Source organism: Formivibrio sp. oc-25 (assembly GCF_055810895.1).
In genome coordinates this window covers 75,583-93,596 of the sequence record NZ_JBVVOL010000001.1, presented here as the reverse complement: position 1 = coordinate 93,596, position 18,014 = coordinate 75,583, and the positions used below count along the sequence as shown (strand labels likewise).

20 protein-coding genes are annotated in these 18,014 nt (G+C 56.7%); 5 read left to right on the top strand and 15 right to left on the bottom strand.

Features of this window, described 5'->3' with window-relative positions:
• Nucleotides 1-21: 21 nt before the first annotated feature.
• The 7 genes from AC0KVQ_RS00470 to rplM all read right to left on the bottom strand — a co-directional run bounded on the left by AC0KVQ_RS00470 (nt 22) and on the right by rplM (nt 5,767).
• On the bottom strand, nt 22-1,101 hold the full coding sequence (locus tag AC0KVQ_RS00470; protein WP_473419138.1) for a hypothetical protein: 1,080 nt from the start codon (nt 1,099-1,101) through the stop codon (nt 22-24).
• Nucleotides 1,102-1,154: 53 nt separating this feature from the next.
• The gene (gene pap, locus AC0KVQ_RS00465; RefSeq protein ID WP_473419137.1) at nt 1,155-2,660 is read right to left on the bottom strand and encodes a polyphosphate:AMP phosphotransferase; all 1,506 of its coding nucleotides are present in this window, start codon (nt 2,658-2,660) and stop codon (nt 1,155-1,157) included.
• Nucleotides 2,661-2,672: 12 nt separating this feature from the next.
• Complete coding sequence (gene hemG / locus AC0KVQ_RS00460) at nt 2,673-3,335, bottom strand: menaquinone-dependent protoporphyrinogen IX dehydrogenase (protein ID WP_473419136.1); 663 nt, start codon at nt 3,333-3,335, stop codon at nt 2,673-2,675.
• The gene (erpA, locus tag AC0KVQ_RS00455) at nt 3,292-3,642 is read right to left on the bottom strand and encodes an iron-sulfur cluster insertion protein ErpA (RefSeq protein ID WP_473419135.1); all 351 of its coding nucleotides are present in this window, start codon (nt 3,640-3,642) and stop codon (nt 3,292-3,294) included. Before erpA ends, hemG begins: the two co-directional genes overlap by 44 nt.
• Nucleotides 3,643-3,772: 130 nt before the next feature.
• Nucleotides 3,773-4,810, bottom strand: coding sequence for an N-acetyl-gamma-glutamyl-phosphate reductase (argC, locus tag AC0KVQ_RS00450; protein ID WP_473419134.1), 1,038 nt, complete (start codon nt 4,808-4,810; stop codon nt 3,773-3,775).
• A gap of 103 nt (nt 4,811-4,913) precedes the next feature.
• Nucleotides 4,914-5,306: a 30S ribosomal protein S9 gene (gene rpsI, locus AC0KVQ_RS00445; protein ID WP_473419133.1), complete on the bottom strand. Its 393-nt coding sequence runs from the start codon at nt 5,304-5,306 to the stop codon at nt 4,914-4,916.
• Nucleotides 5,307-5,338: 32 nt separating this feature from the next.
• Nucleotides 5,339-5,767: a 50S ribosomal protein L13 gene (gene rplM, locus AC0KVQ_RS00440; protein ID WP_473419132.1), complete on the bottom strand. Its 429-nt coding sequence runs from the start codon at nt 5,765-5,767 to the stop codon at nt 5,339-5,341.
• A 347-nt stretch (nt 5,768-6,114) separates the two neighbouring features.
• Here rplM and AC0KVQ_RS00435 point away from each other — a divergent pair, with 347 nt between their 5' ends.
• Nucleotides 6,115-6,534, top strand: a complete 420-nt coding sequence (locus AC0KVQ_RS00435; protein ID WP_473419131.1) for an OsmC family protein — start codon at nt 6,115-6,117, stop codon at nt 6,532-6,534.
• Between the two features lie 75 nt (nt 6,535-6,609).
• On the opposite strand, the gene AC0KVQ_RS00430 is transcribed toward AC0KVQ_RS00435, so the two are convergent.
• The 3 genes from AC0KVQ_RS00430 to coq7 form a co-directional block, all read right to left on the bottom strand.
• Entirely contained in the window at nt 6,610-7,437 is an 828-nt protein-coding gene (locus AC0KVQ_RS00430; RefSeq protein ID WP_473419130.1) for a formate/nitrite transporter family protein, read from the bottom strand.
• Nucleotides 7,438-7,571: 134 nt separating this feature from the next.
• A complete protein-coding gene (locus tag AC0KVQ_RS00425) occupies nt 7,572-8,882 on the bottom strand; it encodes an L-lactate MFS transporter (RefSeq protein WP_473419129.1) in 1,311 nt (436 codons plus the stop codon).
• A 254-nt stretch (nt 8,883-9,136) separates the two neighbouring features.
• On the bottom strand, nt 9,137-9,772 hold the full coding sequence (gene coq7, locus AC0KVQ_RS00420; protein ID WP_473419311.1) for a 2-polyprenyl-3-methyl-6-methoxy-1,4-benzoquinone monooxygenase: 636 nt from the start codon (nt 9,770-9,772) through the stop codon (nt 9,137-9,139).
• Nucleotides 9,773-9,857: 85 nt separating this feature from the next.
• Between coq7 and AC0KVQ_RS00415 the strand changes: the two genes are divergently transcribed.
• The 3 genes from AC0KVQ_RS00415 to AC0KVQ_RS00405 are packed head-to-tail and all read left to right on the top strand — an operon-like array spanning nt 9,858 to nt 11,722.
• Nucleotides 9,858-10,430: a peptidylprolyl isomerase gene (locus AC0KVQ_RS00415; protein WP_473419128.1), complete on the top strand. Its 573-nt coding sequence runs from the start codon at nt 9,858-9,860 to the stop codon at nt 10,428-10,430.
• 14 nt (nt 10,431-10,444) lie between these two features.
• The gene (locus tag AC0KVQ_RS00410) at nt 10,445-10,942 is read left to right on the top strand and encodes a peptidylprolyl isomerase (RefSeq protein ID WP_473419127.1); all 498 of its coding nucleotides are present in this window, start codon (nt 10,445-10,447) and stop codon (nt 10,940-10,942) included.
• Between the two features lie 39 nt (nt 10,943-10,981).
• Entirely contained in the window at nt 10,982-11,722 is a 741-nt protein-coding gene (locus AC0KVQ_RS00405; protein WP_473419126.1) for a UDP-2,3-diacylglucosamine diphosphatase, read from the top strand.
• On the opposite strand, the gene metE is transcribed toward AC0KVQ_RS00405, so the two are convergent.
• The gene (gene metE, locus AC0KVQ_RS00400) at nt 11,704-13,980 is read right to left on the bottom strand and encodes a 5-methyltetrahydropteroyltriglutamate--homocysteine S-methyltransferase (RefSeq protein ID WP_473419125.1); all 2,277 of its coding nucleotides are present in this window, start codon (nt 13,978-13,980) and stop codon (nt 11,704-11,706) included. The two genes, AC0KVQ_RS00405 and metE, sit on opposite strands and share 19 nt — an antisense overlap.
• Before the next feature lie 97 nt (nt 13,981-14,077).
• On the opposite strand from metE, the gene AC0KVQ_RS00395 reads away from it, so the two are divergent.
• Complete coding sequence (locus AC0KVQ_RS00395; RefSeq protein WP_473419124.1) at nt 14,078-15,001, top strand: LysR substrate-binding domain-containing protein; 924 nt, start codon at nt 14,078-14,080, stop codon at nt 14,999-15,001.
• Nucleotides 15,002-15,013: 12 nt separating this feature from the next.
• Here AC0KVQ_RS00395 and AC0KVQ_RS00390 read toward each other — a convergent pair whose 3' ends face one another.
• The 4 genes from AC0KVQ_RS00390 to AC0KVQ_RS00375 all read right to left on the bottom strand — a co-directional run bounded on the left by AC0KVQ_RS00390 (nt 15,014) and on the right by AC0KVQ_RS00375 (nt 17,961).
• Nucleotides 15,014-15,802 (bottom strand): hypothetical protein, encoded by a 789-nt coding sequence (locus AC0KVQ_RS00390; protein ID WP_473419123.1) that lies wholly within the window; start codon nt 15,800-15,802, stop codon nt 15,014-15,016.
• 133 nt (nt 15,803-15,935) lie between these two features.
• The gene (locus AC0KVQ_RS00385) at nt 15,936-16,313 is read right to left on the bottom strand and encodes an inorganic diphosphatase (protein WP_473419122.1); all 378 of its coding nucleotides are present in this window, start codon (nt 16,311-16,313) and stop codon (nt 15,936-15,938) included.
• Complete coding sequence (ispF, locus tag AC0KVQ_RS00380) at nt 16,307-16,792, bottom strand: 2-C-methyl-D-erythritol 2,4-cyclodiphosphate synthase (protein WP_473419121.1); 486 nt, start codon at nt 16,790-16,792, stop codon at nt 16,307-16,309. Before ispF ends, AC0KVQ_RS00385 begins: the two co-directional genes overlap by 7 nt.
• A 32-nt stretch (nt 16,793-16,824) precedes the next feature.
• Nucleotides 16,825-17,961, bottom strand: a complete 1,137-nt coding sequence (locus AC0KVQ_RS00375; protein WP_473419120.1) for a D-alanyl-D-alanine carboxypeptidase family protein — start codon at nt 17,959-17,961, stop codon at nt 16,825-16,827.
• Between the last annotated feature and the right edge of the window lie 53 nt (nt 17,962-18,014).

Sequence of the window (18,014 nt, the reverse complement as noted above, 5' to 3'; positions counted from 1 at the left end):
GCAACCGGGCTTTTTTCCGTCTCAAGCTTCATGCTGGTGCAATAGCGGCAGCTCGTAGACCAATTCGTCAAAATACTCCTGCCACTCTGCCGATTGGCGCAGCTGAAACACCAGGCTTTCCAGACTCAGCTGACCTGCAGAAAAACGATCCCGCAAACGCTTCAAACCCTGATAACGCCGCAGCAACTCGGCTCGATAGGCGTCAATCTGCTGGCGCTCGCGCCGGTGCGCACCAATAGAAAAATTGAGCCAGACAATCAATGGCAGGGCCACCCACCACATTTCCAGAAATACTGCAGTAATGGCAAAAATGGCCAGCAGGAGATACCACAACTGATCCACATGCTCTCTGCCTGGCAATAAAATCGACAAGGTTGGCCAGCGGTGGCCAACCGCCGATTGCAAACGTGTGTCGTCCTGCACATCACTTTTGCTGCGACTGCACGCACTATCCATGGACATTTGCATGTAGGCATGGCTGAGCACACGATTATGCAACCAGGGGGTATTCAGGTACTGATTAAGTTTTTCTGCCAAAGCCTGCTGGAAGGCAGCACTGGAAACCGGCGCCATCGCATTGCCTGCAGGATCAGCCGAGGCATGCTGGACCAACAATGGATAACCTGCGATATCAATCAATTCGCGCTTGCGCTGGGCCAATACATCAGCCAACTGTGGCAAATCCGAAAAATTCAGGCTTGCATACTGCTGCAGCAAGACTTCCAGCCTGCCACAGCCAGGATTGCGTCCAGGATTTTCCTGCAACCGTTGCCGCAGCATGGCAATTTCGCTACGGATCTGCTCGGCAATTGGCGAGGCCTCTGGCACCCAGGGCAAACGCAGCAAGGTTTCCGCACGCTGGAAACCATCATCGAAATGACGGAAATATCCCTGATAGAAACGACCAAACTCTTCCTCGTCACGATATTTGTCGCCAGTGACAAGGGGCGGGGTAGGCGTTTGCCGGCGTAGGTTCACACATACCAGATTGACTGCCGATTCAATTTCGGGCGCGACGCCCGCTCTGGCAAACAGCGGATCGAGTTCGTGCCGGCGGTTACGCCACTCCTCTAACGCTTTCCAGATACTCCAATCGGCCATGATTCTTCATTCTCTCCCCGGTCCCGCATGTTACTAGAGCAAACGGGCCTGCGTCACCCAGCCGCCATTTTCTTTTCTCTGTGCTTCACGCGCCCCTCGATGGCATCACACAAAATTTCAAGCACGCGGATGCGGGCATAATTTTTATTGTCAGCCGGAATCATGTGCCAGGCTGCTTGCCTGGTAGCAGTGCGGTCAATCATGTCGCTTGCTGCCGTGATGTAGTCATCCCACTTCTCCCGGTTGCGCCAATCATCTTCCGTAATCTTGAAACGCTTCCATTGCGTCTGCTCTCGCTCCTGGAATCTTGCCAGTTGCTCCTCTTTGCTGATTGCCAGCCAGAACTTCACCACAATGGCATTGGCATCATCGAGCTGCGCTTCAAATTCATTGATTTCACCGTAGGCACGCATCCAGTCCGCACGCGATGCAAATCCTTCTATTCGCTCGACCAGGACTCGTCCATACCAGGAACGATCGAAAATCGTGATATGGCCATGCGGCGGGATATAGCGCCAGAAACGCCACAGGTAGGGCTGAGCCCTCTCTTCATCTGTCGGCGCTGCAATCGGCACAACACGATACTGGCGCGCATCCAATGCCGCAGTGATGCGGCGCACCGCACCGCCCTTGCCTGCCGCATCCATGCCCTCGAAAACGACAACTACCGACATGCGCTGGAACTCGGGCTCGCGCGTCAATAAATTCAGACGCCCTTGCAACTTCTCCAGTCGCTGCTTGTAATCATCCCGCTCCAGTATCGCATCAGTCGGCAGCCTGTCCAGCAGGCGCAAACCATCGACAGGCAACTGCAACTGGGCGACATCGACACGGGCCTGACGCACAGAGTTCCGGCTCAAGTGCTGGTTGATGGCCTCCAGCATCTGCCTGCCGATCTCGAGTGCGCGATAGTTGGCATCCGTACCTTCCACCACGCGCCAAGGCGCCAGCGCAGTATTGGTATGCGTCAGCATGGTCCGGCTGGCGTCAACAATTGACTCATAATGCCGCAAAAACAGGCGATGCTCGTCCGTCACACGCCAGGCTGTCACCTTGTCATCGACATACTTCTTGAGCCGTTTTTCCAGTGCGCCCCTGCTTAAATGCAGCCAAAACTTCAACAACAGGATACCTTCGTCCGCGAGCATCTTCTCGACATGTGCTATCCGGTCAATATGCAATCGGAAAAGCAGTTCATCGTGCGTATCCAGATAATTCCAAGGCGGGTCGGCATACCAACCACCAAACAGGAATGCGATTTTGCCTTTGGGCGGCAGCGTGCGCCAATAGCGCCACATGGGAGGCCGGCAGCGTTCCTCATCGTTGGGCTGACCAAACGCATGCGTAGTGATATGCCGGGGATCCATCCACTCCATGAGCAGGTTGACCATTTCCCCCTTGCCTGCAGTTGGCACACCGCAAAACATCACCACCACCTGAAAATCCGATCGTTCCAGCAAGCGATATTGCGCATCCAACAACGCCTGGCGCAGTGTTGCCTCTTCAGCCCTGAACAACTCCCGATCCACCTTGTGGCCCAGCTCCGCCGATTCGAACATCGTGCCCTCCCATCAGGATTTCAGCCACTCCTGCATCGTCGACCTGACCCTCGCCCAGTCTGTGAATTCAACATCCCGACTGACATCTGTCGGCCCACCCGTAATCTGCATGATGAAGCGAATCATCATGCGGTCATACCAAGTGTAGCGGCTGTAAAGGAGCGCACCGGCGAAAACCGCCAACTTTTGCGGCTGCCAGGAGGACTTGCGCATAAACTTGCGCATATAGCTTGAGCCGTGTGGCGTATCCTTGCCAGGCTTGCGCGCTGTCAGATTCACGCCAAAGAAAGCATTCGAACGCACGGCCAGACTTTGCTGATTCTCCCGGATGAAGCGGTACAACACCTGCGGGAAATGGCCATAGTGGATGGATGCACCGATTACCACCTGATCATACCGTCCCAATATCTCACTCAGCTTGGGCTCGGTCAGCGCATGGACATCCGCATCATGCCCCTCTATACGACAAACCTCGGCCATGCATTCACAGATTTTGCGGGTTTGCCCTTCGCGCGAGGCATACAGAAACAGCTTTTTTGACATACCGACTCCAAGTGAGTGCGCCCAGCCGGGCGCACCAAAGAAAAAAGGAAGCACATGGCTTCCTTTTCCTGGGATCAAGACTCCGGACTCAAACCGAAAAAGACGAGCCACATCCGCAAGTAGATACTGCATTCGGGTTCTTGATGGTGAATTGCGAACCCTCAAGGCTTTCCACGTAGTCGATCTCTGCACCCACCAGATACTGGTAGCTCATTGGATCAACCAGCAGTGTGACGCCGTTCTTCTCAACCAATGTGTCATCGTCATTGGCAATTTCATCAAAGGTAAAACCATACTGGAAGCCAGAACAGCCACCACCGGTGACAAATACTCGCAGCTTCAAGGCCGGGTTACCTTCTTCCTTGATCAGTTCATTCACTTTTGCCGCAGCCGCGTCGGTAAAGACAAACGGGCTTGGCATTTCGGTTTCGGTGGTCATGTCTGGCTCCAAATAGTTGACCAATAAGCTAGGATTATCCACTCGCAGCTTTTCAGGGTCAATTGATCATGCGATTGCTCACCCATGGATATTGGGCGGAACTGGCCCAGTTCAACATCCAGCCGTCAATTTATGGCAGCAAAGGCACAACATCCAGGCCCAAGTCTTCCGCCAATCCGAACATCAGGTTCATGTTCTGTACTGCTTGGCCTGCGGCTCCCTTGACCAGATTGTCAATCACGGAAAGGACTACCACCGTATCCCCGCCTTGCGGACGGTGAACTGCGATCCGGCACAGATTGGCCCCACGCACCGAGCGCGTTTCCGGATGAGAGCCGACCGGCAAAACATCCACGAACGCCTCATGCGCATAACGCTGCTCGAACAATGCCTGCACGTCGACCTCCCTGGTCAACCTGGCGTATAACGTGGCATGAATCCCCCGAATCAAGGGGGTCAGATGCGGCACAAACGTCAGACCTACGTCATGGCCCGCGGCACGCGACAAGCCTTGGCGAATTTCCGGCAGATGCCGATGCCCCTTCACGCCGTACGCCTTGAAGTTATCACCCGCCTCGGCAAACAGGGTATGCACTTCCGCCTTGCGCCCCGCGCCGGATACACCTGACTTGCAATCAGCAATCAGCGCAGAGGCATCCACCACACCAGCTTCGATCAGTGGCAGCAGGCCCAATTGGACAGCGGTCGGATAACAGCCCGGATTGGCAATCAAGCGCGCGCCACGGATCTGCTCCCGATTCACTTCCGGCAAGCCATAGACAGCTTCGGCCACCAATTCGGGCGAAGCATGCGACATGCCATACCATTTTTCCCATTCAGCCACATCCCTGATCCGGAAGTCAGCCGCGAGATCGATTACCTTTACCCCAGCATCCAGCAATTCTCGCGCCTGTCCCATGGCAATACCATTCGGCGTCGCGAAGAACACCACATCACAACTGGCCAGGTTGGCTTCTTCGGGCGTGGAAAATGCCAAAGAGACTCGACCACGCAGGCTTGGGAACATTTCAGCGACTTGCATGCCCGCTTCCTTACGCGAAGTCACTGCATGCAAGGAAACCTGCGGATGCCTTGCCAGCAAGCGAAGCAATTCGACACCGGTATAACCCGTTCCGCCAACAATACCAACCTTGACCATGCTATCCATATCCTTCTGAACACTGTCTCTTGATCTTACCCGAAAAAACGGCAACGCAGAAAACACAAAAGCCGCCCGAAGGCGGCCTTGTGCAACAGCAATCCAGCAGCGATTAACGCTTGGAGAACTGTTTGCGACGGCGTGCTTTGTGCAGACCGACTTTTTTACGTTCAACTTCACGTGCGTCACGGGTAACCAGACCAGCAGCCTTCAGGGTACCCTTCAGTGCTGCATCGTAGTCAACCAGTGCACGGGTGATGCCGTGACGAACAGCGCCTGCCTGGCCAGTTTCACCGCCGCCGACAACATTCACCAGAATGTCAAAGGCTTCGAGGTTGTTGGTCAGAACCAGCGGCTGACGCACTACCATGCGGCCGGTTTCACGCGAAAAATATTGGTCGAGCGGCTTACCGTTAACAACGATGTTGCCAGTGCCCTTGGCCAGGAACACGCGGGCTACGGCGCTTTTGCGACGACCGGTACCGTAATTGTACTTGCCTACCATGATGTCATTTCCAGTTTAGAGGAGGCGCCGCCTCAGAGTTCCAGAGTTTTCGGCTGTTGCGCAGCGTGCGGATGTTCGCTGCCGGCATAAACCTTCATCTTCTTGATCATTGCATAGCCCAGCGGACCCTTAGGCAACATGCCCTTAACCGCTTTCTCGAGCACACGGCCCGGGAACTTGGCTTGCATTTCCTTGAAGGTACGCTCATAGATACCACCCGGGAAGGTGGAGTGGCGGTAGTAGATTTTGGACTCAGCCTTATCGCCGGTCACGCGCAGCTTATCTGCGTTCACCACCACGATGTAATCGCCGCAATCTACGTGCGGGGTGTATTCGGCTTTGTGCTTGCCACGCAGGCGCTTGGCAACTTCAGCCGCAACACGGCCGAGTACCTTGTCGGTGGCATCAACCACGAACCACTCGCGCTTTACTTCGTGCGGCTTGGCAGAAAAGGTTTTCATGACTGCTCTTCCACGATTCTGATTTTGAGAAAGTCGGGGATTGTAGCGAAAGATTCAAGCCTCTGTCAAATCAAAATTGCATACCCATTTGACGGAGGCGGTCGCACCAAAAAAAACGCAACCCTCAGACAAAGGCTGCGTCAATTCCACCAAAGAAGGAGGATGGAGGAGACAACACCAAGCACTCTCGCACTCGATGCCAATTCATTGTGCACCACAGCATTTGTCGTTTCAAGAAAATCCTGTGCACTGCCGCCAAATCATTCCAGCCACGAACATGCCACGAAACAGCAAGCGCTATTACAATCTATCAACCACCATCAAATACATCATCTGGAGATCACACCATGAAAGCGCACCTGACCTGGACCGACGGCGTCAGCTTCAAGGCCGAATCCGGCTCTGGCCATACCATCGTCATGGACGGGCCACCGGAAGGTGGCGGGCGCAACCTGGGGCCACGCCCAATGGAACTTCTATTGATCGGCACCGCCGGCTGCTCCAGCTACGACGTGGTTCACATCCTGAAAAAAGGACGGGCAGACATTCGCGGCTGCGAGGTCGAAATCAGCGCAGAGAGAGCGGAAACCGAGCCAAAGGTCTTCACTCGCATCCACATGCATTTCAAGGTCAGCGGCAAGAACCTCAAGCCCGAGCATGTGGCCCGCGCCATCAAGCTATCCGCAGAGAAATACTGCTCCGCCTCGATCATGCTTGGCAAAACCGCCGAGATCACCCACGATTTCGAACTGATCGACATGGAATAATCGCGCCACTTGCATTGGCGACCAAACAAAACGGCAGCCTGAGCTGCCGTTTTGCAATTACAAATCCATCCCGACTTATGGCAGATCGGTATCTGCCGGCTCTTCCACCTTGCCATCGGTAGCGCTGTACAACCAGGCATAGGGCAAACCGATAAAAACCGCACCACCAACGATATTGCCAAGCGTTGCAGGAATCAGGTTGTTGACCACGAACTCCCCCACCGTGACGTGCAGGCCACCCATCATCGCAGCAGGAATAAAGAACAGATTGGCGATGCTGTGCTCCATGCCCAATGCGACAAACGTCATCACGGGCGCCCAGATACCCACCATGCGGCCTAGCGTATCCTTGGCCGAATACCCCTGCCAGGCTGCCAGGCAAACCAGCATATTGGCCAAAATACCCTTCATGAACACCACAACAAAAGGCGCATCAAGCTTATGTTCGGCCAACTTGAACACATAGGGTGCCCATGGCTGATTCATGGACAGCAGTCCGGTCATATAGGCAAACGCCCATGCCGCAAAAATTGCACCCAGCATGTTGCCGAAATAAGAAAGCCCCCAGACACGCAACACTTGGGGCGGGTTTACCTCTCTACGATAGAGCGGCACCATCTGCGTGGCGCAATTGGAGGTGAACAGATCCGCACCAGTAAGTACTACCGCAATAAAGCCAACAGGGAACACCGCACCAAACAACAGTTTGTCCAGGCCCGGATTCTCCACCAGCAACCCGGTTGCACCACCTGCAACCACCAAGGCCAGCAGGCCGCCCAGCGATATATAGATACCACCCAGCATTGCCATGACCAACAAGCGCGGCACGCGGAGTGCCGCCTTGTCTATCGCCGAATGGTTAACGTAATCAACGATGTAAGAAGGTGAAAGAATCTGGGTCATGCCAGCTATCCCACAATTGAAAGATGGCTGTTTATACCGAGAAATCTGTTTTCTGTGCAGTGGAAGATTCACGCATTTGAAACACAAAAAGGCCGCAAAGCGGCCTTTTTTGTGTCTGATCAAAAGAAACCGGGTTAAGCGGTCTCCTCCTCCGCAGCAGCCACGCCCATAGCGTCGGTTTCCACCTCTTTGTAGCCAAGGTGCTTCTTCGCCAGTTCACGATTCACGAAGATCTTCATTGCAACAGAAACTGCCAGCGCAACCAGGAAAATCACGGCAAACACTTTGGTCATGGCAGCGTAGCTACCTGAAGCCTGACGCAGGAAAGAAGCCAGGGAAGAGCCCACCAGACCTGCCATCGCCCACGCAGTCAGCACATAGCCATGAATCGCGCTCACCTGCTTGGTTCCAAAAATATCGCCAATGTATGCAGGCAAAGTCGAGAAACCACCACCATAGCAAGTCATGATCAGATACAGCACAACCTGGAACATCAGCACAGCCGTGAGCGAAGGCAGCAGCCAGAAGGCAACAACCTGCACAACGAAGAAGGCGATGTAGGTATTCGGGCGGCCAATCACATCAGAGAAGGAAGCCCAAGCCAGACGTCCCGCACCATTGAAGAGGCCAATCATGCCCACCACGGCACCGGCGGCCAGCGCCTCCATACCGGTCACCTCCTGAGCCATCGGGGAAGCCACCGAGATCACAGCAATACCACAGGTGATATTGATGAACATCATGATCCACAGACCATAGAACGGCTTGGTCTTGACTGCCTCGTTAGCATTCATAGGCATCAGATCCATGGCCGGCTTCTTCTTGCCGGAAGCAAGCGCTTCTTCCATGCCAGCTGGCTTCCAACCTGCGGGTGGCGGCTCAAGATACTGGGCGGAAGCCAGCATCACCACCAGATAGACAGCACCCAGGGTATAGAAGGTGCCAGAAATGCCGATCGACTGGATCAGCTTGGCCATCACCGGGGCACCAAAGAAAGCACCAAAGCCAAAGCCCATGATCGCCAGGCCGGTAGCCAGACCGCGACGATCCGGGAACCATTTCATCAGCGTGGAAACCGGGGTGACATAACCCGTACCCAGACCAACGCCAGCAATCACGCAGAAGAAGTACAACAGCCACAGACGCGTATCATTATTTGTGATCATGTCGGATGTCACAAAACCGGCACCCAAAAGACCAATCACCCAGAAAATGGTCGACAGCGTGCCGGAATAACGCGGGCCACGATGCTCAACCACATGCCCCATCACTGCGGCAGACATACCCAGAAGAAAAATGGCCAGACCAAAGGGCAGGCCAGCTTGCAACTGCGTCCAGCCAAATTGCTGGATGAACGGATTCTTGAACACACTCCACGCGTACACTGAACCCAGTGAAGCGTGGATACCCACTGCCGAAGCAGCAATTAGCCAACGATTTTTCATCCCGGTACTCCTTGAAGGAAATTGAATGACGGAAATGCAATTGAGGAAAAACCCGAATTAAGACGAAGGCTAGCATTCGCCTTACAGCGCAAAATTGATTGCCATCAAACCGCAGACCTTATTGCAAAGCAATATGTGTACTATTCACACAACAAAAAATAAAAATTACCTTTTTTTCAGCAAAAAGTATGGATTCTTTCCTTATTTCTTACAAATTAAAGAAGAAATCAAACCTTGTGCAATCTTGATATTCCTCAAATATTGTAGCTCACTTTAGTCATTATTTTGGATGTCAACCCCATCAGCGCACACACGGGAGCCGGTAAAGCGGCTGCACCCAATTCAATTGCCTTGTTGGCGTGCGAAAGCTCATCTGCATACATCTGTTTAACTATGGCACGGCTGCGTTCGTCCTGCTGCGGAAGCAGATCAAGATGCGATTGCAGGTGACGAGCGACCTGATGTTCGGTCTCGGCCAAAAAACCAAGATTCCATTTATCTCCCAACAAGCCCGCCACAACGCCCATTCCGAGGCTGCCGGCGTACCACAACGGATTCAGCAGGCTTTTTCCACCGCCCAATTCGCGGATACGACGCTCGGTCCAGGCAAGATGTTCAATTTCTTCATGTGCGGCCTGGCGCAGGGCTTCACGAGCCTGCTGATCGCGCGCGGTCAAGGCCTGCCCCTGATAAAGCGCCTGGGCACAGACCTCCCCGCAATGATTTACGCGCATCAGGCCCAGGGCATGCTGCTTCTCTGCTTCATTTAATTCCGCCTCCGGGATACGCACATCCGGGTGGGGCCGATCGCTGACCTGCGGTGCCGCAAGCGTGCGCAAGGCCAGATCAAAACCGGCAATCAAATCATCCAGTCTGGGCAATGAAAACATATGATTCTCCTCGGGATATCTGATTCTAACGGGCAGCAGTTGCAGCATGCTATTATTTGCACGCGATATTTCTTGCGATCATCACATGAAACGAATCACTCTTTTCCTGCTAAGCCTGCTGGTCTTGTCTCTGCCATCTCATGCCGCATTACCGCAAATTGAACTGCTGACTTCGCATGGGCGCATCGTGCTGGAACTCAACACCGACAAGGCCCCACAAACCGTGGCCAATTTTCTGCAATATGTTCGTGAAGGGCACTACAACGGCACCGTATTCCACCGCGTCATTGATAACTTCATGATCCAGGGTGGCGGCTTCACGACCGACATGCAACAAAAGCCCACACGCGCTCCGATCAAAAACGAGGCGAGCAACGGCCTGAAAAATGTTACTTACTCGGTAGCGATGGCACGAACTGCCGACCCGCATTCCGCGACCGCGCAGTTTTATATCAATGTTAAGAACAATGAATTTCTCGACTATCGTGCACCCAACGCGCAGTCCTACGGCTATTGCGTTTTCGGGAAAGTGGTTTCGGGGCAGGAAGTCGTGGACAAGATCAAGTCGGTCAAGACCGGCGAGCGCTTGCAGCATCGCGATGTTCCGCTCTCGCCGATAGTTATCGAGTCTGCCCGTGAACTCGCAAATAAACCATAACCAGAGGAAGCATCATGACCAAAGTAAAACTCACCACTTCGTTCGGCGATATCGTATTGGAACTTGATGAAGTCAAGGCACCGCTGACCGTGGCCAACTTTGTCCAGTATGTGAACGACGGCCATTTCGATGGCACCGTTTTCCATCGTGTCATCGATAATTTCATGATCCAGGGTGGCGGCTTTGTTCCCGGCATGACCCAGAAAAAGACGCGCGACAACATCCAGAACGAAGCTGACAACGGCCTGAAGAACGTGGCCTATTCGATTGCCATGGCACGCACCCCCGATCCGCATTCGGCCAGCTCGCAGTTTTTCATCAATGTATCCGACAACGATTTCCTCGATTTCCAGGGCAAAACCTCGCAAGGCTGGGGCTATGCCGTATTTGGCAAGGTCATCGAAGGCAAGGAAGTCGTCGACAAGATCAAGGGCGTAAAAACCGGTACTCGCGGCTTCCATCGCGATGTTCCGGTAGAAGACGTGTTGATCACGAAAGCCCAAGTCATCTAAACCTTGCTGATGAGCGGCCGCAAGGCCGCTCTTTTTCGCTTGAAGCCCACGCTTTTCATTTCCGACCTGCACCTTTGCGCAGCCGATCCGGCCACAGCCAGTGCGTTCGCTGATTTCCTGGCAGGCCCTGCCCGGCAGGCACGCGCGCTTTATATTCTGGGTGATCTGTTTGAATTCTGGGTCGGCGATGACCAGCTTGCCGATCCCTTCTATGCCGCGCACTGCCGCAATATCGCCGCACTGGCCGCACGGGGTGTTGCTGTATTTTTCATGGCGGGAAACCGTGACTTCCTGTGCGGGCAGCGCTTTGCCAGCACCTGCAGCCTTACCCTTCTTGACGATCCGCTAACCGTTCGCCTTGGCGATGACACGGTACTGCTGTCGCATGGCGATATCTTTTGCACGCACGATATTGCCTACCAGCGCTATCGCCGCATCGTGCGCAGCCCTGCCGTGCAATGGCTGTGGTACCACCTGCCGCGCTTCGTGCGCCAATGGCAGGCGCGCCGCCTGCGCGAACGCTCGCAAAAGCAGACCCGGCGCAAACCGCAGGACTGGATCGATGTCAGCCCGCAGGCCATCGAACAGGCGATGCAGCAATCCGGCAGCGTGCGCCTGATCCACGGTCATACGCACCGGCCGGCGCAGCATCAGCATGCAAACGGCATCCGCCATGTCCTGCCCGACTGGCACAACGGCCATGGCGGATACCTGCGCTTCGATGCGCACGGCTGGCGCCTGTGCGCGCTCGATGGCTCGGATTACGCGCCCGTCAATTGAGCCCGCGCCAGACGCGTTGCCGCCAGCATGTTGGCCAATGCCGCTTCGGCCTCCGGCCAGCCTCGGGTTTTCAGGCCGCAATCCGGGTTGATCCACAGCCGCTGCACCGGAATCACCTCGGCCGCCTTTTCGATCAGCCGCAGCATCTCCGCCACCGGCGGAATGCGCGGACTGTGGATATCGTACACGCCTGGTCCGATCTCGTTCGGATAGGCAAAGCGACCAAAACCCTCCAGCAGTTCCATGTCCGAACGTGATGTTTCGATCGTGATGACATCGGCATCCAACGCTGCGATCTGCGCCAGGATGTCGTTGAACTCGGAATAGCACATGTGGGTGTGAATCTGCGTATCGTCGCGCACACCGGAAGCACTCAGCCTGAACGCTTCCACCGCCCAGGCCAGATAGGCATCCCAGTCGCGCCGTTTCAGCGGCAAGCCTTCGCGGAAAGCGGGTTCGTCGATCTGGATGATACCGATGCCGGCAGCCTCCAGATCGGCCACTTCATCGCGGATCGCCAGGGCAATCTGCCTGCAGGTCTGCGCGCGTGACTGGTCATCGCGCACGAACGACCATTGCAGGATCGTGACTGGCCCGGTGAGCATGCCCTTCATCGGCCTGTCGGTCAGGCTTTGGGCGTAGCGCGTCCAGTCGACCGTCATCGCCTGCGGGCGGGACACATCACCATAGAGAACCGGCGGCTTCACGCAGCGGCTGCCATAACTCTGCACCCAGCCGAACAGGGTAAAGGCGAAACCGGCCAACTGTTCGCCGAAATATTCCACCATGTCGTTGCGTTCGGCTTCGCCATGTACCAGCACATCCAGACCGAGCTGTTCCTGCTTTTCTACGGCCAGGCGGATTTCAGCCTGCATCGCTGTCCGATAGCCGGCGGCATCGAGCGTGCCGCGCCTGAAGCCGGCCCGCGCCGCGCGGATTTCCGGCGTTTGCGGGAAGGAGCCGATCGTGGTGGTCGGCAGGGGCGGCAACTGGAAACGATCGCGCTGCAATGCCTGGCGCTCGGGGAAAGCGCTGCCGCGCTCAGCATCGCCCGGCTGCAATCCGGCCAGACGTTGCGCCACCGCCGGGTTATGGATGCGCGGCGAATCGCGGCGAGTTTGCACGGCACGCTGGCTGGCAAGCAGTGCACCCTGGATAGCCTCCCGCCCCTGCGCCAGCCCGCGCTTCAGGGTGCCGATCTCGGCCAGCTTCTGCCGGGCAAACGCCAGCCAGCGCAGCAGATCCCCATCCAGATCACGCTCCTGCGCCAGATCAACCGGCACATGCTGCAGCGAACAACTGCTGCCGATCCACAGGCAATCGCCAAGCCTGGTCCTGGCCTGCTCCAGCATGGCCAGCGCGGCATCCAGATCTGCGGCCCAGATATTGCGGCCATCGATCACGCCCAGCGAGAGTACCTTGCCCTGCGGCCAATCAGGCAGGAAGGCCGCCAGCTGTTCCGGTGCACGCTTCAGATCGAGATGTACCCCGGCCACCGGCAAATCGCGCAGCAGGGCGACATGCTCGCTCACCGATTCGAAATAAGTCGCCAGCAGGATGGCCGGCGCGGATTTGGCCAGCTCGCGGTAGACCGGCGCGAAGGCTGCCAGCCATTCGGCTGGTAAGTCTAGTCCCAGAATCGGTTCATCGAGCTGTACCAATTCCACGCCCTGTGCCGCCAGTCTCTGCAGAATGCGCACATAGGCCGGCAAGAGTCGGGCGACCAGCCCCAGCTTGTCGAAACCGGCCTGTTTGCTCTTGGCCAGCCAGAGAAAGGTCAGCGGCCCAGGCAGGACAACCTTGACCCGATAACCGATCGCACGCGCATCGGCCACGTCATCGAACAGCCATTCCACGCCGCCATCGAAGCGGGTCTGCGCATCTAGTTCCGGCACCAGATAGTGATAGTTTGTATCGAACCATTTGGTCATTTCCAGCGCCGGCTGCGCAGGATTGCCCCGTGCCAGCTCGAAATACTGAGTCAAGGTCAGCGTCTGCGCTACAAAATCGAAACGCGCGGGCAGGCAACCGAACAATGCTGCGGCATTGAGCATCTGGTCGTACCAGGCGAAATCGCCGACGGTCACGAAATCCAGCCCGCTCTGGTTCTGCCAGCCCCAGGCTTCGCGGCGCAGTGTCTGCCCGACGACGTTCAGTTCGGCCTCATCAATTTCTCCGCGCCAGAAACTTTCCAGCGCGAATTTCAGTTCTCGCTTGCGGCCGATGCGCGGGAATCCCAGTACATGAGCAATCGTCATGATTTCTTATCCTTTTCATGAATGACGCTTGCATCATGCCTGCCGCACAAATATGATTCAAACTCATATTTTTCAGAAAAACCATGAAATAAATTCAATGCAGCAATCCATCCTTGAACTGCGCCACCTGAAAACGCTCGCTGCGATCCGCGATACCAGCAACCTCACGCGCGCGGCCGAGCGCCTGTATCTGACGCAATCAGCACTTTCGCATCAACTGCGCCTGCTGGAAGAACACTTCGGCCTGCCACTGGTCATGCGCAAGAGCACGCCGCTCAAGCTGACGCCGGCAGGCGAGCGGCTGGCGCAACTCGCCGATGCGATCCTGCCGCAGGTAGCCGCCACCGAGCGCGCCATCGCCAAGCTACGCGAAGGTGAAGCCGGCCAGTTGCGCATCGCCGTGGAATGCCACACCTGTTTCGACTGGCTGATGCCTGCCATGGATACCTTCCGCAGCCACTGGCCGGAAGTCGAGCTCGATATCGTTTCCGGCTTCCACGCCGACCCGGTCGGCCTGCTGTACGACAACCGTGCCGATCTGGCGATTGTCTCGGAGGCCGAGGACAGTGCGGACATCACCTGCCTGCCGCTGTTTCGCTTCGACATGGTGGCGCTGCTGGCCAATGATCATCCGCTGGCCGCCAAACCGTTTCTGGATGCCGACGATTTCGCCGGGGAAACACTGATCACCTACCCCGTGCCGGATGAAATGCTCGATCTGATGAAGAAAGTGCTCGGCCCCGCCGGGATCAAGCCGCAGCGACGCACCAGCGAGCTGACCATTGCCATCCTGCAGCTCGTGGCCAGCCGACGCGGTATCGCGGCGCTGCCCCGCTGGAGCGTGCAGCATTATCTGGAGAAGGGTTATGTCACGGCGCGGCCCATCACCGCAGACGGACTGGTGGCCGAGTTGCACGCCGCCGTACCCAAGGGGCGCGAGGACGCTGCTTTCGTGGCGGATTTCGTGGAAACGATGCGGGAAATCAGTGTGCTGAATCTGCCAAGTGTCGTGCTGATGTAACAGGCTGCCAACTTACTCGGCGGCCTCCACGCGCACCCACACCGTATAGCGCTTCAGCTCACGGTTTTCGGAATAGGAAAATACGCCGCGCTGGCCGGCGCCGGTTTCCTGGCTGCTCTCACCCACCGGCAGCCACTCGCCCAGCCTGCCCTGGACTTCGCTGTAAATGCCTTTCACGCTGACTGAACCATCGCGCTGGAACTGGCTGGATTGCGGTGACAGGCGCAACTGCACCTGATCGCCGATCAGGCGCGGTTCGATCTGGAATCCGGTGCCGGCGGATTGCCAGGCACCACCCACTGTGACAATCCGGTAACCGGGACGGTGGGCAAACGAGAGCATGGGAACAAAACGCTGGCTGCCAAGCAGAATGGTGGCAGATGAACCATCGAGGGTGCTGAGCGTCTGGCGCGAAACAGCCGTATCGCGGCTTTGCCGAGCATCGCCCGCAATCACCGCCTCCCCGTCCGCGCCCTGCTCCGAGATCACCACCCGCCCTTGCGCGTCGATCCGGACATTGTCTGCATCACGACTTTCGCGCTGCTCCACGGTAATGCGCAAGCGGCGCGTGGCGGTATCGAGCTGGCGCACCAGATCGATAATGCGCCGGAAAGTTGCCTCGTCCGGCGCACGCACGATCAGCTGGCCATTGAAGGACTGGATACCGGCTTCGGGGAAAGTCTGGCGCAACGATGGCAGCAGGTCTTCGGCAATCTTGTGGCGCAAGGGAACCACATCGGTATGATCCGCCAGCACCTGCGCACAACAGCACATTAGCAGCAGCGACAGCAGGAAGCGCATGACAACTCCCAATCGGATAAAGATGCCGCAGGTCGAAATTCATTCCGACACGTTGATGACAGGGTGCCGGGTTAAAACCGGACCTGCGGTCTCGTGCTTTTTACGTGAAGAATCGCGCGGGCCAACCTTGAGACTAATCGCGCACGATCAACAAGCCGCGTATGCACTCGATCCGGTTATAGATCTGTTCGATGGCGCGCATTTCGTCCAGCGTGCAATCCAGCAGCAGCTTGAGTTCGGCATCGCGCTTGTCGAGATCCACACTGGCGATCACGCCACAGACCCGGCACTCTTCCAGCGGTTTGTCTTCCGCTGCCACGCCCAGCCAGACATCGAGCCCTTCGCCATCGGCCGAGAGTGTGCCATCCAGATAGCCGTAATCAAGCGGATAGACGAAATCGGTGAAGCGCGGGTGGCGAAAACCGCGCGGGCGATCAATCACCAGATCGGATTGCGGCAGCAGGGCATCGAGCGCCTGCCAGAAATCCACACGGTTCGGCGCGCTCAGCATGTGGCCTCCCGCGGCAGCAGCAGGCAGACAGCCTGCGCCTCAACCGCTTCGGATTCACCCACCGGACCGAGTTTTTCATAGGTCTTGGCCTTGACGTTGACGCAGGCCGGCTCGATACCGAGATCGGCCGCGATATTGGCCACCATCGCCGCAATATGCGGTGCCATTTTCGGACGCTGGATCAGGATGCTGGCATCCACATTGCCCACTCGCCAGCCAGCCTGCTGCACACGGCGCATCGCCTCGCGCAGCAACACGCGGCTGTCGGCACCGGCGAATTCCGCCGCAGTATCCGGGAAATGCCGCCCGATATCGCCCAGACCTGCCGCACCCAGCACGGCATCGGTAATCGCATGCAAAAGCGCATCGGCATCGGAATGACCGAGCGCCCCTTTTTCAAACGCGATTTCCACCCCGCCCAGAATCAGCTTGCGCCCTTCCACCAGCCGGTGCACATCCCAACCTTGCCCGATTCTCATCCTGTTGCCCTCTCCAATCCTTGTCCAGCCAGTTACTTCATCCAGAGTTTGACAGTATCAATCGTACGGGCAATGAAACCGGATTGCTCGACGTTCTGCAGGGCCACCACCGGATACTCGGCCAGCGGCTTGCCGTTCAGGCTGTATTTCACCTTGCCCAACACCTGCCCCTGCTTGAGCGGTGCAATCACCGGCTCGTTCAACACCAGTTCACGCTTGATGCCCTTGGCATCTCCGCGCTCAACGGTGACATATCCGTCACTCGACACCCCAACCTGAACCTGATCCACGGCGCCTTTCCAGACTTTCGGCGTAGCCAGCGGCTGCCGTGCCGCAGCCAGCTTCGGCGTCTCGAAGAACTGCACGCCCCAGTTCAGAATCTTGGCGGATTCCTTGGCCCGCACCTCCTCGCCGGTCGTACCCACAACGACCGAGATCAGGCGGCGGCCATCGCGTTTGGTCGAGGCAATCAGGTTGTAGCCGGCGCTGTTGGTATGACCGGTTTTCAGACCATCGACAAAGGCATCGCGGTAAAGCAACAGGTTGCGGTTGGGCTGGGTATGCGCTTTGCGGCCATTGTGATAAGTAAACGACTTCATCGAATAAATCGGGTAGAACTGCGGAAAATCACGAATGATCGCGGCCGACAACCGTGCCAGGTCTGCTGCCGTGGTGTAGTGATCAGGATCCGGCATGCCGGAACTGTTCTTGAAGTTGCTGCCGTTCATGCCCAGACGTTTGGCTTCCGCCGTCATCATCTGCGCAAACACTTCCTCACTGCCGGCAATCGCCTCGGCCAACGTCACACAGGCATCATTACCTGAGACAACAATCATGCCCTTGATCAGATCGTCCACGCTGGCGGGACGATCCGGCTCCAGAAACATGGTCGAGCCACCCACCTTATAACCTACCATCGATACGGTAAACTGCTGATCGAGCTTGATCCGGCCCTCCTTGAGCGCCTTGAACGTCAGGTAGGCGGTCATCAACTTGGTCAATGAGGCCGGTTCGATGCGCATATCGGGCTCGCGTACGTTGAGCACGGCACCACTTTGCTGATCCAGCAGATACCAGGATTTGGCAGCCAATTCCGGTGCAGGCGGAACCTGGGCCAAGGCAATGGACGGAAGAAGAAGCGAGGCAAACAGGGCGGGACGAAATTTCATGGTAGACACAGACTTTTCCGGGGAATAGGTACATCAAAGATTGCGATTATAAG